Below are 14734 nucleotides of genomic sequence, written 5' to 3'. Positions count from 1 at the left end.
GAGCACTTATGTACCAAACCCATCAATTTAAAGATAAGTTTATCTTATTTCTTAAGATATTTTTCCCTATCCTGATTTACCAGTTTGCCAATTATTCTGCCTCATTTGTTGATACAACCATGACTGGGCAGTACAATACCATGGACTTGGCTGGTGTTTCAACTGCAACGAGTCTATGGAATCCTTTCTTCACTTTTTTGACAGGCATTGTTTCGGCCATGGTTCCCATCATAGGCCATCATCTGGGACGGGGCAAAAAGGAAGAAGTAGCATCTGATTTTTACCAATTCATCTACTTAGCTTTCGGACTGTCTTTGGTCTTGCTTGGCATGGTAGTATTCTTAGCGCCACCTGTCTTAAACAACATCGGACTAGAAACTCAAGTGGCGGCAGTTGCAGTTTCCTATCTTTGGTACCTTTCTATCGGGATTATTCCCTTGTTGCTTTTTAGTGTCATTCGGTCATTGTTGGATTCTCTTGGTTTGACCAAGCTATCGATGTATCTGATGCTCCTATTACTTCCGCTCAATAGTAGTTTTAACTATCTCTTGATATATGGAGCTTTCGGTTTCCCTGAGCTTGGTGGCGCAGGAGCAGGGCTAGGAACTTCGCTAGCCTATTGGGTTTTATTGGGCATTTCCCTGCTTGTTTTGTTCAAACAAAAAAGATTAAAAGCGTTACATCTTGAAAAACGGATTCCACTCAATATAGATAAAATCAAGGAAGGTGTTCGATTAGGTCTACCAATCGGGGGAACCGTATTTGCTGAAGTAGCCATTTTCTCTGTGGTTGGACTAATCATGGCTAAGTTTTCATCGCTCATCATCGCCAGTCACCAGTCAGCTATGAATTTTTCCAGCCTCATGTATGCTTTCCCCATGAGTATTTCCTCTGCTATGGCGATTGTTGTGTCTTACGAGGTTGGGGCTAAACGTTTTGAGGATGCAAAAATCTACGCTCGTCTGGGGAGAGTAACTGCCCTTATTTTTGCAGGTCTTACCCTGTCCTTTCTCTACATTTTTAGAGATCGTGTAGCAAGTCTATATGGGAATGACTCTCAGTTCATTGAAACAACTGCTGTATTTCTAACCTACAGTCTCTTTTTCCAGTTAGCTGATACCTTTGCGGCTCCGCTCCAAGGAATTTTAAGAGGGTATAAGGACACTATCGTTCCTTTCTATCTTGGCTTAATTGGGTATTGGGGAGTAGCGATACCACTAGGATATCTACTAGATCAAGTAACTGACTTAGGGGCATTTGCCTACTGGATTGGGTTAATTGCCAGCTTAATTGTTTCTGGTTGTTTGTATCAATGGCGTTTGAAAACCGTAATGAAAAGATTGAGCTAATTTTAAGAAATTATCCTGAAAAAACAACTTTGTGAAAAAATGCTCTAACTAGAGAGAATCCCTGTTTTAACAGGGATTTATTTTTTTATATTGTGAAATTTTATTAGCCATATACTTTGACAGTGTATACTAAAAAAGGTAAAATAGTAAGGTAAGTACAAAGTTAGAAAGGCAAGATTATGTCAACTTTAGATAAGAATCTTTTGCTAGAGATGTTCCGTAAGATGGAAGAAATCCGTCGCATGGACTTAAAAATCGCTCAGTTAGTGAAAAAGGGAAAAGTTCCCGGTATGACTCACTTTTCTGTCGGAGAGGAAGCTGCTAACGTCGGAGCGATGTCGGCTCTCAATCCAGATGATTTGATCACATCAAATCACCGTGGACACGGGCAAGCTATTGCTAAGGGGATTGACCTCAATGGAATGATGGCTGAAATCCTCGGGAAATACACTGGAACCTGTAAAGGAAAAGGTGGTTCTATGCATATCGCTGACCTGGATGCTGGTAACCTCGGTGCCAATGGTATCGTAGGTGGTGGTATGGGAATCGCTGTCGGTGCAGCCCTCAGTCAGCAAATGCAACATACTGGTAAAATCGTTGTCTGCTTCTTTGGAGATGGCGCGACCAACGAAGGTGTCTTCCACGAAGCAGTGAACATGGCTTCTATCTGGAACCTTCCTGTGATTTTCTACTGCATTAACAACGGTTACGGTATCTCTGCGGATATCAAGAAAATGACAAACGTGGAACATATCCACCAACGTAGTGCGGCATATGGAATTCCTGGAATGTTTATCGAAGATGGGAACAACGTCATCGATGTCTATGAAGGATTTAAGAAAGCTGTAGATCATGTTCGTGGTGGCAATGGACCAGTCTTGATTGAAAGTGTCACTTATCGTTGGCTTGGTCACTCATCATCTGACCCTGGTAAATATCGTACGCGTGAAGAAGTGGAATTGTGGAAACAAAAAGACCCAATTGAAAACCTCCGCAATTACCTTATTGAAAATAACATTGCTAGCGCTGAAGAATTGGAAGAAATCCAAGCACAAGTCAAGGAAGCAGTAGAAGCTTCTGTTAAATTCGCAGAAGAAAGCCCATTCCCACCACTAGAATCAGCATTTGAAGATATTTACGCAGACTAAGGAGAAAGAGATAAAAATGGAAACAAAAACAATGTCGTTCCGTGACACCATTATCCTTGCTATGTCTGAGGAAATGCGTCGTGATGAAAATGTACTCTTGATGGGTGAAGATGTCGGTGTCTTTGGTGGAGACTTTGGTACATCTGTAGGTATGCTTGAAGAATTTGGACCAGAACGTGTACGTGACTGTCCAATTTCAGAAGCTGCAATTTCTGGTGCTGCTGCTGGTGCTGCTATGACTGGCCTTCGTCCAATCGTTGATATGACTTTCATGGACTTTTCAGTTATTGCCATGGATAATATCGTCAACCAAGCAGCTAAAACTCGTTACATGTTTGGTGGTAAAGGTCAGGTCCCAATGACAATCCGCTGTGCAGCTGGTAACGGGGTAGGTTCTGCAGCTCAACACTCACAATCATTGGAATCTTGGTTTACTCATATCCCAGGATTGAAGGTTGTAGCTCCAGGTACACCAGCTGATATGAAGGGACTTCTTAAGTCTTCTATCCGTGACAACAACCCTGTTATCATTCTTGAATACAAATCAGAATTTAACCAAAAAGGGGAAGTGCCTGTTGACCCAGACTATACTATCCCACTTGGTGTCGGAGAAATCAAACGTGAAGGAACGGATGTAACAGTCGTTACTTATGGTAAAATGCTTCGTCGTGTGGTTCAAGCTGCTGAAGAATTAGCAGAAGAGGGAATTTCAGTTGAAATTGTGGACCCACGTACCCTCGTTCCGCTTGATAAGGATATCATCATTAACTCAGTGAAGAAGACTGGTAAGGTGGTGCTTGTCAACGATGCTCACAAAACAAGTGGCTATATCGGAGAGATTTCAGCTATTATTTCAGAATCAGAAGCATTTGATTATCTAGACGCACCAATCCGCCGTTGCGCCGGAGAAGATGTGCCAATGCCTTACGCGCAAAACCTTGAAAATGCAATGATTCCAACAGTTGAAAGCATCAAAGATGCAATCCGTAAGACTTATAATAAAGAATAATATTACATAAATTAAATTACGTAAATTTTTAGAGATTTTAATTTTAGTAACTTGAGACACGTTTCGTGTACAAGTTACTTGTAGAGTCGAACACGGGCTAAAGTCTGCGTGAAAAAGATAAACTTTCCTAGAAACTAAAGTTTCTTCGTCAAGTTTCCTATTTTCACTTTGACTTTTTACGCCCTTTGTATCATAATTAGAATTGGAGAGGTCATGGCTGATGACAAGCTAAGAGCGACTCCTGCGGCTAGAAAGTTAGCGGATGATCTAGGGATCAACCTCTACGACGTTTCTGGCTCAGGTGCAAACGGTCGTGTCCACAAAGATGACGTGGAAACTTATAAAGACACAAATGTGGTTCGCATTTCGCCACTTGCAAAACGAATTGCCCTCGAACATAACATTGCTTGGCAGGAAATCCAAGGAACAGGTCATCGTGGTAAAATCATGAAGAAGGATGTTTTAGCCTTGCTTCCTGAAAATATCGAAAACGATACTATCAAGTCTCCTGCTCAAATCGAAAAAGTGGAAGAAGTTCCAGACACTATCACTCCTTATGGTGAGATTGAGCGTATTCCAATGACACCAATGCGTAAGGTTATCGCACAACGTATGGTTGAATCTTACCTAACTGCGCCAACTTTCACACTCAACTATGATGTCGATATGTCAGAAATGTTGGCCCTTCGTAAGAAGGTTCTTGATCCGATTATGGAAGCGACTGGTAAGAAGACTACTGTAACAGACCTTCTTTCACTCGCTGTTGTGAAAACATTGATGAAACACCCATACATCAACGCTTCATTGACCGAAGACGGCAAGACCATTATCACTCATAACTATGTCAACCTTGCGATGGCGGTTGGGATGGATAACGGATTGATGACACCTGTTGTCTATAATGCTGAAAAAATGAGTTTGTCAGAGTTGGTTGTTGCCTTTAAGGATGTAATTGGTCGTACCTTGGATGGTAAATTGGCTCCAAGCGAACTGCAAAATTCAACCTTCACAATTAGTAACTTGGGAATGTTTGGCGTTCAGTCCTTTGGTCCGATTATTAACCAACCAAACTCAGCTATCCTAGGGGTTAGCTCAACAGTTGAAAAACCTGTAGTTGTCAATGGTGAGATTGTTATCCGACCAATCATGAGCCTTGGTTTAACTATTGACCACCGTGTTGTAGATGGTATGGCTGGTGCTAAGTTTATGAAAGACTTGAAAGCCTTGATTGAGAATCCGATCTCAATGTTGGTTTAAGTCAGCTATTGTTATTTTAGAGATTTAGAAGGAAGTAAGACATGGCCTTAGAAGTAATTATGCCAAAAGCCGGCGTGGATATGACAGAAGGACAAATCGTCCAATGGAATAAGAAAGTCGGAGAATTTGTAAAAGAAGGAGAAATCCTTTTGGAAATCATGACTGACAAAGTCAGTATGGAATTGGAAGCCGAAGAAGATGGATACTTGATTGCCATCCTCAAAGGAGATGGTGAAACTGTCCCTGTAACGGAAGTCATCGGTTACCTTGGTGAAGAAGGAGAAAACATCCCAACAGCTGGCGCAGCTGCGCCAGAATCAAAACCTGCACCTGCAGCTAGTGCCTCAAACGACGATGGTAAGAGCGATGATGCCTTTGATATCGTTGTGATTGGTGGAGGTCCTGCTGGTTATGTTGCAGCCATTAAAGCTGCCCAACTCGGTGGGAAGGTTGCCCTTGTTGAGAAATCTGAACTCGGTGGAACGTGTTTGAACCGTGGCTGTATCCCAACGAAGACCTACCTTCACAATGCTGAAATCATCGAAAATATCGGTCATGCAGCAAACCGAGGTATCGTCATCGAAAATCCAAACTTCACTGTAGATATGGATAAACTTTTAGAGACAAAATCTAAGGTTGTCAATACTTTGGTTGGTGGCGTTGCGGGTCTTCTTCGAAGCTACGGAGTTACAGTTCATAAGGGTGTTGGTACTATCACTAAAGATAAGAATGTCTTGGTAAATGGTTCTGAATTGCTTGAAACCAAGAAAATTATCCTTGCTGGTGGTTCAAAAGTCAGCAAGATTAACGTCCCTGGTATGGAATCTCCACTTGTGATGACCAGCGATGATATTCTTGAAATGAACGAAGTTCCAGAAAGCCTCGTAATCATCGGTGGTGGGGTTGTCGGTATCGAACTCGGCCAAGCATTCATGACATTTGGTTCAAAAGTAACTGTTATCGAAATGATGGACCGTATCGTTCCAGCTATGGATGCGGAAGTGTCTAAGAATCTTCGCTTGATTCTTGAGCGTAAAGGTATGACTATCTTGACAGGTACAAAATTGCAAGAAATCATCGAAGAAAATGGTCAACTTCGTATCAAGGTTGAAGGAAAAGACGATATCATCGCTAGCAAAGCTCTTCTTTCAATCGGTCGTGTGCCAGACCTTGAAGGAATTGGTGATGTTGAGTTTGAATTGGATCGTGGACGTATCAAGGTCAACGAATACATGGAAACTTCTGTTCCTGGAATCTACGCACCAGGTGACATCAACGGTACTAAGATGTTGGCGCACGCAGCCTTCCGCATGGGTGAAGTTGCCGCTGAAAATGCCCTCAAAGGAAATCATGCTGTTGCGAAACTCAACTTGACTCCTGCAGCCATTTACACTCTTCCTGAAGTAGCAGCAGTAGGTCTGACTGAAGAACAAGCCCGTGAGAAATACGATGTAGCCATCGGTAAATTCAACTTTGCTGCCAACGGACGTGCAATTGCATCAGATGCGGCTCAAGGTTTCGTAAAAGTTATTGCTGATAAGAAATACGGAGAAATCCTTGGTGTGCACATCATTGGTCCTGCAGCTGCAGAATTGATCAACGAAGCGTCAAGCATTATCGAAATGGAAATTACTGTCGAAGAAATGCTGAAGACTATCCACGGACACCCAACATACTCTGAAGTTATGTACGAAGCATTTGCAGATGTTCTAGGAATGGCCATCCATTCACCTAAGAAAAAATAAAACGAAGATAGACTAGACTGGAAGATTATTTCCAGTCTCTATCGTATAAAGGGATATCATGAAATATATTATCAATCATTCAAACGACACTGCTTTTAATATCGCCTTGGAAGAATATGCCTTTAAACACTTACTAGATGAGGATCAAATCTTCCTTCTTTGGATTAACAAACCTTCTATCATTGTTGGTCGTCACCAGAACACTATCGAAGAAATTAACCGTGATTATGTTCGAGAAAATGGTATTGAGGTAGTCCGTCGTATCAGTGGTGGTGGAGCTGTTTATCACGATTTAAACAACCTCAACTACACCATCATTTCAAAAGAAGATGAAAACAAGGCCTTTGACTTCAAGAGCTTCTCAACTCCAGTTATCAATACCTTGGCTCAACTAGGTGTTAAAGCTGAGTTCACAGGCCGTAATGACCTTGAGATTGATGGCAAGAAATTCTGTGGAAATGCCCAAGCCTATATCAATGGCCGTATCATGCACCATGGTTGCTTGCTCTTTGACGTTGATTTGTCAGTCCTTGCTAACGCCCTCAAGGTTTCAAAAGATAAATTTGAATCAAAAGGTGTGAAATCTGTCCGTGCCCGTGTAACCAATATTGTCAATGAATTGCCAGAAAAAATTACAGTTGAAGAATTCCGTGATTTGCTTTTGGAATACATGAAAAAAGAGTACCCAGAGATGACCGAATACGTTTTTTCTGAGGAAGAATTGGCCGAAATCAATCGTATCAAGGATACCAAGTTCGGTACTTGGGACTGGAACTACGGTAAATCACCTGAATTTAACGTCCGTCGTGGAACAAAATTCACTAGTGGTAAGGTTGAAGTTTTTGCCAATGTTCTCGAATCAAAAATCCAAGACATCAAGATTTATGGTGACTTCTTTGGTATCGAAGACGTTGCAGCTGTAGAAGATGTCCTTCGTGGCGTGAAATATGAACGCGAAGATGTTCTTAAAGCTCTAGAAACTATTGACATCACACGCTATTTTGCTGGTATCAGCCGTGAAGAAATTGCTGAAGCAGTAGTGGGATAAAAAGAAAAGAAGTTGGTTGTATGACCAGCTTCTTTTTTGAACTATAATTTACATAATTTATAATATGTAATGTATAATATTTACAAACTATCTAAGGCATTCTTTTGTTCATCATTGACGATATGGGTATAGAGGTCAGTGACTTGTGTGCTGGCGTGTCCTAGCTGATGGCTAACCAAAACTTGCGATTTAGTTGCATCATAGAGTCTGGTTGCTAAGGTATGGCGGAGTTTGTGGGGAGTTACACGGACTTTAAAGTCCTCAGAGTACTTAGCAACCATCTTTTCAACGCTAGAAGCATCAATACGATTGGGAACGCCACGGTATAAGGTCAGAAAGAGTGCTGTATCCGTCTTTTCCGTCTTATAACGTTGATTTCGAATGGCTAGATAATTCTCTAGGTAAGGCTTAGCAAAAGCAGCGACATTGACAGAATCACGTTTGCCACCTTTTCGAGTGACATCAATGACCATCATTTTAAGATTAAGGTCTCTTAGGTCCAGGTTAACAGCTTCAGATAAGCGGACACCAGACGCCAAGAGAAGGGCAATAATGGCTAAATCACGTTCTTTATTTTTATTGAATGACGAGAGAGCGCGATTTGAGAGTTGTTGTGGGTACTCTTGGTCGATATAAGTCAGAAAACCTTCTGTTTCATCACCTAGAAAGAGCTTTTGCTTGATGTTTTCAGCTCTGGCAGCAAGTGTCTCTTTCTTTTTCTTGGTTGAAACTTTCTTCATTACATTACGATAGAAATAAGGCTCCCCTTGGTCGTTTTCAACCTCCTCGGTCAGATACTTGTAAAGACTAGAAAGTGCTGATAAAGTCCGATTGATGGTCGTCTGAGAGACACCTTGTTTGGTTGTATTGGCATTCAGCAATGGACGTTCACGTAGATAAAGGATAAAGGATTCCATATCTTTCTTAGACATGTTTTCCAAGACTGATAAAGGAATGTCAGACATTTTATCAGCATTTGAAATACCAGACTCCAAAACCCAGCTGAAAAATCGATCGTATTCCTTGAGGTATTCGTACAAGGTTGTAAAACTGTAGGGAACAGCAAGCTTGGATTGGTAGTATTCCAGAACATACCAGGGCATGATTTGTTTTAGTTTGTCGATTCGTTCCAGTAAAATCTCACGTTTCATGTATTTTCTCCATAAGTAAGTCTACTAGTAGTATAGCATAGACTCATATATTTTTCAAGAAAATTATAGTTTTTCGGAAAGATGTAATAAGAAACTTAAAAAAGAAGTCTAACTTCCCCCAGTTATCCTGAATCCTTTGTTAAATTTCATCATACTTGAGCAACATCTTCGGAATCTTTTCTTCAAGACTTTTGCGAACTTTACCTTGAATTGCAGTGTCCATTTGGCTGTTTATGCTTGTAATAGTTGATTTGGTTTCTGTAGCAATTTTCTTAGCTGCCTTATTAAAGTTAACTTTTAATTTGTTTTTTGCTGTTATCGCTAACTTTGCTTCCGTAATGATTCGGTTTCTTTCCATCATTCGATACATTTGTTTCAGTGCATACTGGTATTCTTCATCTGTGTAGTATTCATTCATTGGTGCTTGCATAATCTCTCCTTAGTTTGTGAAATTCTTCGTCTAAATCATTTCTTTGTGTACGAAACTTGTTATCGTATTTTTCTCTCTCGTCTTCGAGTTTAATCCTACGATCTCTGTATACTTGATTCGAAAAGTGTCTCAAATTTTCTATTTCTATAAAGTAGTCTCTAACATCATCAGCCGTTGACGAAAATTTTCTCAAAGTATGATACATTTTATCAACTTCTTCGGAAATTAGTTTTTCTAAGTTTGCATTTCGTTCGTCTAGATCAAGGGCTTTGTTATCGAGTTTCTTCTTTTCTTGATAATATCGTTCTTCTAGAGTATACAGTTCTCTCTCTTTTTCTCTAATTTCCTCCCATTTTACATCTTTTCTTTCCATTGTCGAAACTCCTTGGCTAATTGCTTATCTGTTGCTACTGTTTTTTCGATGACTTCCTGTAATTGTTTATCCATATTTTCAAATGCTTGTGCGGAAACATTCATCTTAGTGGCTGTTTGATTTGTCTCTGCCTGAAACGTATCGATAAACTGTGCTTGAGTGATACCCTGACTAGCAAAAATGGCATCAACCTCATAGGGAGCTAATGCTGTGTAGCTCGTAAAGTCGATTTTTGACCAAATTTCTTGTAATTCCTGATTTGCTTTTTTGGCTAAGGCGCTCACTTCATCAGCTCCAGTTCTTGCTGCTGTAGCCATAGATGATGATAGGATAGAACCTTGAGCTGCATCTAAGTATATTTCCTCAGAGCTACTAATGCCACCTGATGACCAGTTTGATTTCAAGTCCTTGTAATGAGCCATTCCTCGGAGACTGTTGGCATAGGCTCGATAAACGCCACTGATTAAGGGTTTTCCTCCTTTGCCATCTACAAGTTGACCAGTTACAGGATCAAACTCCCAATCACCTATATTGTGGCTAGTTCCGTCAAGCCAATATATGGTATCAGGCATTTCTAAAAATGATTTATTGAATAATTCAGGATGGTTGAAATCATTTCCAAACACAACAACATCATAATTCCTTCTATAATCTATAAACATAGCAGGATTTTTATCTATGAATGCTTTTTCCTCATTAGAAAGTGAATTATAAAAAAACCAAGCATTGAAGGTAGTCGTAGGGATGTGGTATTTAGCTCCTACCTTCAGCATATAAGAACCTTGTGAATAGCCAGATAGTTGACTGACTTCATATCGGGGATCATCCATAATTTCTTTTACAAATCGGTCTGCTACATAATATTGAGGGGATAAACCTGACTCTCTTTCTGCAACTGCTGTTCCGACATCAATCTTAGTAGGACTCCCAGGGTCCGTTCCCGCAGCAATCACAGCTACATTTTTATAATCTGGTTCACCGTTGACTATTGGTGCAACCGCTAGTCCATCAAAACCTGTTTCTTTGTGAGACTTAGTCGCAATAACACGGAATTCTTGACCATCGGAGGTGGTTATAGTGTTAGTTTCATCCGAAGATAACTTATCATTTGTTTTGGCTACAACTTTCTTTTCAACTTCCCTTTCAGCATATTCAAAATTTACACTATAAACATTTTTTCCGTGATTTAATTCATTGAGTTGTTTATCAGTATAAGTGTATACCATTAATATTCTCCTTCTGAACCATCTGAATAAATAATTTTTGTGAGTTTACTAGTCTTACCCAAGTGACTATTTAAAAATTCTCGGTCCTCTTTTCTATTCTCTCTCTCTAAAGATACATCAGAAATACGTTTATCTTTTTTTGAATAATTAATTTTATATTTTATGCTTCTCTCATTAAAATATAGTTCAACTACGCAAGTCCAACTTCCTGGAGGATTAGTGTAGTTTGCATTAGAAAATCTAATTTCTTCAATACCCTCATAACTATCTTTTAAAGTTTCAACCAAACTAACTTCATACTCTCTATTCTGACGCTCTTCTTGAGATTTCCCTAACATACTAAACATAAAAATACCACCTGCTGTGATAATTGCGATTGACAAAACGATTAGTAGCTTTTTACGGCTTTTTTTCATTCCAGAAATATTCATTTAAGCTTTTCTCCTTTTCTCTATTCTACTATGATTTAAAGATAAATAACAGTAGAATAGAGAAAATCAAGCCAATTGTCACAGATACTGCATCAAACATCAAATCCCGTTACTGGGTCAGACTTAGTGGCAATAACACTGAATTCTTGACCATCTGAGGTAGTTATGGTGTTGGTTTTTTCTAAATCATCAGGAGATATATTTTCAATGAGATTTGAATTGACATAAGTCCTACCGTTACGCTTAGCGAATTCAAGATTTACACTATATACAGCATAATCCCGATTCAAATTGTTTAACTGCTCATCTGTATAGGAAAATGTCATCATTGTTCTCCCGTGCTATTATCTGAATATGTAACAATTACTTTTAAGTCGGTCACTCCTTTGTAATTGTTAAGGAATTGCCTTTTCTCATTGGTCAATGAACCTTGATAATTCTTTTTATCATGGAGTCCATGGCCTATCCTATACTTAGTTTTTCTTTCATCATTAAATTTGATTTCTACATCACAAGACCATGAACCTGGAGGGTTTGTGTAGTTTGGATTGGAAATCTTAATCTCCTCAATCCCTTCATAGGAATTCTTTAAGGCATTAACCAGACTTACTTCATATTCTCTATTTCGACGTTCTTCTTGAGACTTCCCTAACATACTAAACATAAAAACACCTCCTGTTGTGACAGTTGCGAGTAGAAAAACTATGAATAATGGTTTATAGCTTTTTCTTAATCTGTCTTTACTCATTATCATTTCCTCTTTATCTCAGCATATTCATCATTGACACTGTATACATTTTTCCCTTGATTTAATTCATTAAGTTGTTGATCTGTATAAGTGAAAACCACTACTGTACTCCTTTTTCTTTATCCGAATAATATATAGTAACTAAAGATGTTGTTTTCCCTTTATGAGAATTCAATATTTCCCACTGGTCGTTTATTTCTTTATTTGTTTTTCCATTAACAAAACCATTATAATTTTCAACGTCATTTAAAGAGTGGCCTACACGGTATTCTATTTTTACTTTATCTGAAAATAGAATATTTACATCACAAGACCAGTCGCCTGGAGGGGTTGTATATTCTGGATTAGAAATTTTGATCTCTTCTATCCCTTCGTAGGAATTCTTTAAGGCGTTTACCAAACTAACTTCATACTCTCTATTTCGACGCTCTTCTTGGGATTTCCCTAACATACTAAATATAAAAACACCTCCTGCTGTGATAGTTGCGAGTAGTAAAACTATGAATAATGGTTTATAGCTTTTTCTTAATCTATCTTTACTCATTATCATTTCCTCTTTTTCTCAGTATATTCAGCATTGACACTATATACATTCTTCCCATGGTTTAATTCATTAAGTTGTTTTTCTGTATAATTAAATACCATTACTGTTCCCCTCTTTCTTTGTTAGAGTATGTAACCGTAACTGTATTAGTTGTTATTCCTTTTCTTCGGTTAAGAAAATCTCGCTGTCCATAAGTCATACGACCATTGTAATTTTCTATCTCATCTAAGTTATGTGGAATTCCATAGAATATTTTTTCCCCATCTTCAAACAAAATATCAACCTTACAAGACCAGTCACCAGGAGGGTTCGTATATGTTGGATTGGAAATTTTGATTTCTTCTATCCCTTCATATGAATTCTTTAAGGCATTAACCAGACTTACTTCATATTCTCTATTCCGACGTTCTTCTTGGGATTTTCCTAACATACTAAATATAAAAACACCTCCTGTTGTGACAGTTGCGAGTAGTAAAACTATGAATAATGGTTTATAGCTTTTTCTTAATCTGTTTTTACTCATTATCATTTCCTCTTTTTCTCAGCATATTCAGCATTGACACCGTATACATTCTTCCCATGCTTTAATTCATTGAGTTGTTTATCAGTATAATTAAATACCATTACTGTTCCCCTGTTTCACCATTTGAATAAATCACTTTTACATTTTTTTCTGTAATTCCACGATGGTTTATCAAATATTGATTATCATCTTTTCGAGAACTATTTTGAAAATCTCTACTTCTTATTTCGTTATTTTGTTTATTAAATGCGATTATATAACTTAGTTGTTTGCTATCAGAGAAAAATATTTTAACTTTTGCGCCCCAAGCATCAGACGGAATTGATGCATATGAAGGGTCGGTTATATGTACCTCCTCAATCCCTTCATAGGAATTTTTTAAAGCATTAACTAGACCTACTTCATATTCTCTATTTCGACGCTCTTCTTGGGATTTCCCTAACATACTAAATATAGAAACACCTCCTGCTGTAATGGCTACGAGTAACAAAACGATTAGTATCCTTTTATGGCTTTTTTTATTGCTGGAATTATTCATTTAAGCTTTTCCCCTTTTTCTACTTGAAAACTCTTCATTTACCATATAAATAGCAAAATCTTGGGTTAAATTATTCAACTGTTTATCAGTATAATTAAATACCATTATTGCTCTCCTGTTTCACCATTTGAATATCGTACTAATATTGTAGATTCTGTTTTACCAATGTGTTTTTGAAGTATCGACCATTGTTGATCAATTTCTTCATTGGTATTCCCTTTCATAAGACCATCATGGTTTTCTTTATAGGTTAATCTGTGATTAATTCCATAAGTAATAGTTTGACTATCATTGAACTCTACTGAAATATCACAAGACCACGAACCCGGTTTGTCATTATAGTAAGGATCCATAATCTTAATCTCCTTAATCCCTTGGTAGGAATTCTTTAAGGCTTTCACCAGACTCACTTCATACTCTCTATTCCGACGCTCTTCTTGGGATTTCCCTAACAACCTAAACATAAAAATAGCTCCTGCTGTGATGGCTACGAGTAACAAAATGATTAGTAGTCTTATATATCTTTTTTTATTGCTGGAAATATTCATTTAAGTTTTTCTCCTTTTTCTCCTTGAAGACTTTTCGTTCACACTATAAACAGCATAATCTTGGTTTAAATTATTCATCAGTATAATGGAAATTCATCATAGTTCTCCTTGCTCGCTATCAGAATAAGTAATTCTCACTGACTTTAAAGTTTTCCCTCTATGAGTTTCTAAATACTGCCAATCTTCGTTTGTTTCTTGACGGCCACCATAATTGGTTTTATAGTTTAAATGATGATTAATTCCATATGAAAGAGTTCTTTCATCTTTAAATTTAATTTCTACATCACAAGACCACGAACCAGGAGGGCTTGTGTATTCTGGATTAGAAATTTTAATCTCTTCAATCCCTTCATAGGAATTCTTTAAGGCATTCACCAAACTAACCTCATACTCTCTATTCCGACGCTCTTCTTGAGATTTCCCAAACAACCTAAACATAAAAATAGCTCCTGCTGTGGTGATTGCGAGTAACAAAATGATTAGTATTCTTGTATGACTTTTTTTGATGCTAGAATTACTCATTTAAGCTTTCCTCCTTTTTCTTACTTTTTCTTATTATACAATATTTTAATTAGTTTTAACGATATAAGAAGCAAAAACCGATCTCTGCGCGAGAATCGGTTTTTTTATGTAATTTATTAAGAAATCGAAAATTTAAAAGACATA

The 14734-nt window shown here is 38.1% G+C and carries 18 protein-coding genes; 6 read left to right on the top strand and 12 right to left on the bottom strand.

The window, feature by feature from the left end; genetic code table 11:
* Window positions 1-8 precede the first annotated feature (8 nt).
* The 6 genes from B7721_RS07215 (at window position 9) to B7721_RS07190 (ending at window position 7556) form a co-directional block, all read left to right on the top strand.
* Window positions 9-1349 (top strand): MATE family efflux transporter, encoded by a 1341-nt coding sequence (locus B7721_RS07215; RefSeq protein WP_084878287.1) that lies wholly within the window; start codon window positions 9-11, stop codon window positions 1347-1349.
* A gap of 179 nt (window positions 1350-1528) precedes the next feature.
* Complete coding sequence (locus tag B7721_RS07210) at window positions 1529-2497, top strand: thiamine pyrophosphate-dependent dehydrogenase E1 component subunit alpha (RefSeq protein ID WP_084878286.1); 969 nt, start codon at window positions 1529-1531, stop codon at window positions 2495-2497.
* A gap of 16 nt (window positions 2498-2513) precedes the next feature.
* Window positions 2514-3506, top strand: a complete 993-nt coding sequence (locus B7721_RS07205) for an alpha-ketoacid dehydrogenase subunit beta (protein ID WP_084878284.1) — start codon at window positions 2514-2516, stop codon at window positions 3504-3506.
* 213 nt (window positions 3507-3719) lie between these two features.
* Window positions 3720-4763: a dihydrolipoamide acetyltransferase gene (locus tag B7721_RS07200; protein ID WP_084878282.1), complete on the top strand. Its 1044-nt coding sequence runs from the start codon at window positions 3720-3722 to the stop codon at window positions 4761-4763.
* A gap of 41 nt (window positions 4764-4804) precedes the next feature.
* Window positions 4805-6508, top strand: a complete 1704-nt coding sequence (gene lpdA, locus B7721_RS07195; RefSeq protein WP_084878281.1) for a dihydrolipoyl dehydrogenase — start codon at window positions 4805-4807, stop codon at window positions 6506-6508.
* Between the two features lie 58 nt (window positions 6509-6566).
* Window positions 6567-7556, top strand: a complete 990-nt coding sequence (locus B7721_RS07190) for a lipoate--protein ligase (protein ID WP_033685027.1) — start codon at window positions 6567-6569, stop codon at window positions 7554-7556.
* An 80-nt stretch (window positions 7557-7636) separates the two neighbouring features.
* On the opposite strand, the gene xerS is transcribed toward B7721_RS07190, so the two are convergent.
* The 12 genes from xerS to B7721_RS07130 form a co-directional block, all read right to left on the bottom strand.
* Complete coding sequence (gene xerS, locus B7721_RS07185) at window positions 7637-8707, bottom strand: tyrosine recombinase XerS (RefSeq protein WP_049491412.1); 1071 nt, start codon at window positions 8705-8707, stop codon at window positions 7637-7639.
* A gap of 139 nt (window positions 8708-8846) precedes the next feature.
* The gene (locus B7721_RS07180; protein WP_084878279.1) at window positions 8847-9137 is read right to left on the bottom strand and encodes a hypothetical protein; all 291 of its coding nucleotides are present in this window, start codon (window positions 9135-9137) and stop codon (window positions 8847-8849) included.
* Window positions 9118-9510: a hypothetical protein gene (locus tag B7721_RS07175; protein ID WP_084878277.1), complete on the bottom strand. Its 393-nt coding sequence runs from the start codon at window positions 9508-9510 to the stop codon at window positions 9118-9120. The genes B7721_RS07180 and B7721_RS07175 overlap by 20 nt, the downstream gene beginning before the upstream one ends.
* A complete protein-coding gene (locus B7721_RS07170; protein ID WP_084878275.1) occupies window positions 9492-10736 on the bottom strand; it encodes a hypothetical protein in 1245 nt (414 codons plus the stop codon). The genes B7721_RS07175 and B7721_RS07170 overlap by 19 nt, the downstream gene beginning before the upstream one ends.
* Complete coding sequence (locus B7721_RS07165; protein WP_239823807.1) at window positions 10736-11167, bottom strand: hypothetical protein; 432 nt, start codon at window positions 11165-11167, stop codon at window positions 10736-10738. Before B7721_RS07165 ends, B7721_RS07170 begins: the two co-directional genes overlap by 1 nt.
* 92 nt (window positions 11168-11259) lie before the next feature.
* Complete coding sequence (locus tag B7721_RS07160) at window positions 11260-11493, bottom strand: hypothetical protein (protein WP_084878274.1); 234 nt, start codon at window positions 11491-11493, stop codon at window positions 11260-11262.
* A complete protein-coding gene (locus tag B7721_RS07155) occupies window positions 11493-11921 on the bottom strand; it encodes a hypothetical protein (RefSeq protein ID WP_084878272.1) in 429 nt (142 codons plus the stop codon). The genes B7721_RS07160 and B7721_RS07155 overlap by 1 nt, the downstream gene beginning before the upstream one ends.
* A 94-nt stretch (window positions 11922-12015) precedes the next feature.
* Window positions 12016-12459: a hypothetical protein gene (locus B7721_RS07150; RefSeq protein WP_164497075.1), complete on the bottom strand. Its 444-nt coding sequence runs from the start codon at window positions 12457-12459 to the stop codon at window positions 12016-12018.
* Between the two features lie 100 nt (window positions 12460-12559).
* Window positions 12560-12982: a hypothetical protein gene (locus B7721_RS07145; RefSeq protein WP_084878270.1), complete on the bottom strand. Its 423-nt coding sequence runs from the start codon at window positions 12980-12982 to the stop codon at window positions 12560-12562.
* Window positions 12983-13082: 100 nt separating this feature from the next.
* Window positions 13083-13520: a hypothetical protein gene (locus tag B7721_RS07140; RefSeq protein WP_084878269.1), complete on the bottom strand. Its 438-nt coding sequence runs from the start codon at window positions 13518-13520 to the stop codon at window positions 13083-13085.
* A gap of 104 nt (window positions 13521-13624) precedes the next feature.
* Complete coding sequence (locus B7721_RS07135; protein WP_084878267.1) at window positions 13625-14068, bottom strand: hypothetical protein; 444 nt, start codon at window positions 14066-14068, stop codon at window positions 13625-13627.
* 96 nt (window positions 14069-14164) lie between these two features.
* Complete coding sequence (locus B7721_RS07130) at window positions 14165-14590, bottom strand: hypothetical protein (RefSeq protein WP_164497074.1); 426 nt, start codon at window positions 14588-14590, stop codon at window positions 14165-14167.
* Between the last annotated feature and the right edge of the window lie 144 nt (window positions 14591-14734).

The organism is Streptococcus oralis subsp. oralis, from assembly GCF_002096445.1.
GTDB lineage: Bacteria > Bacillota > Bacilli > Lactobacillales > Streptococcaceae > Streptococcus > Streptococcus oralis_N.
This window is presented reverse-complemented; position numbering and strand designations above follow the sequence as displayed.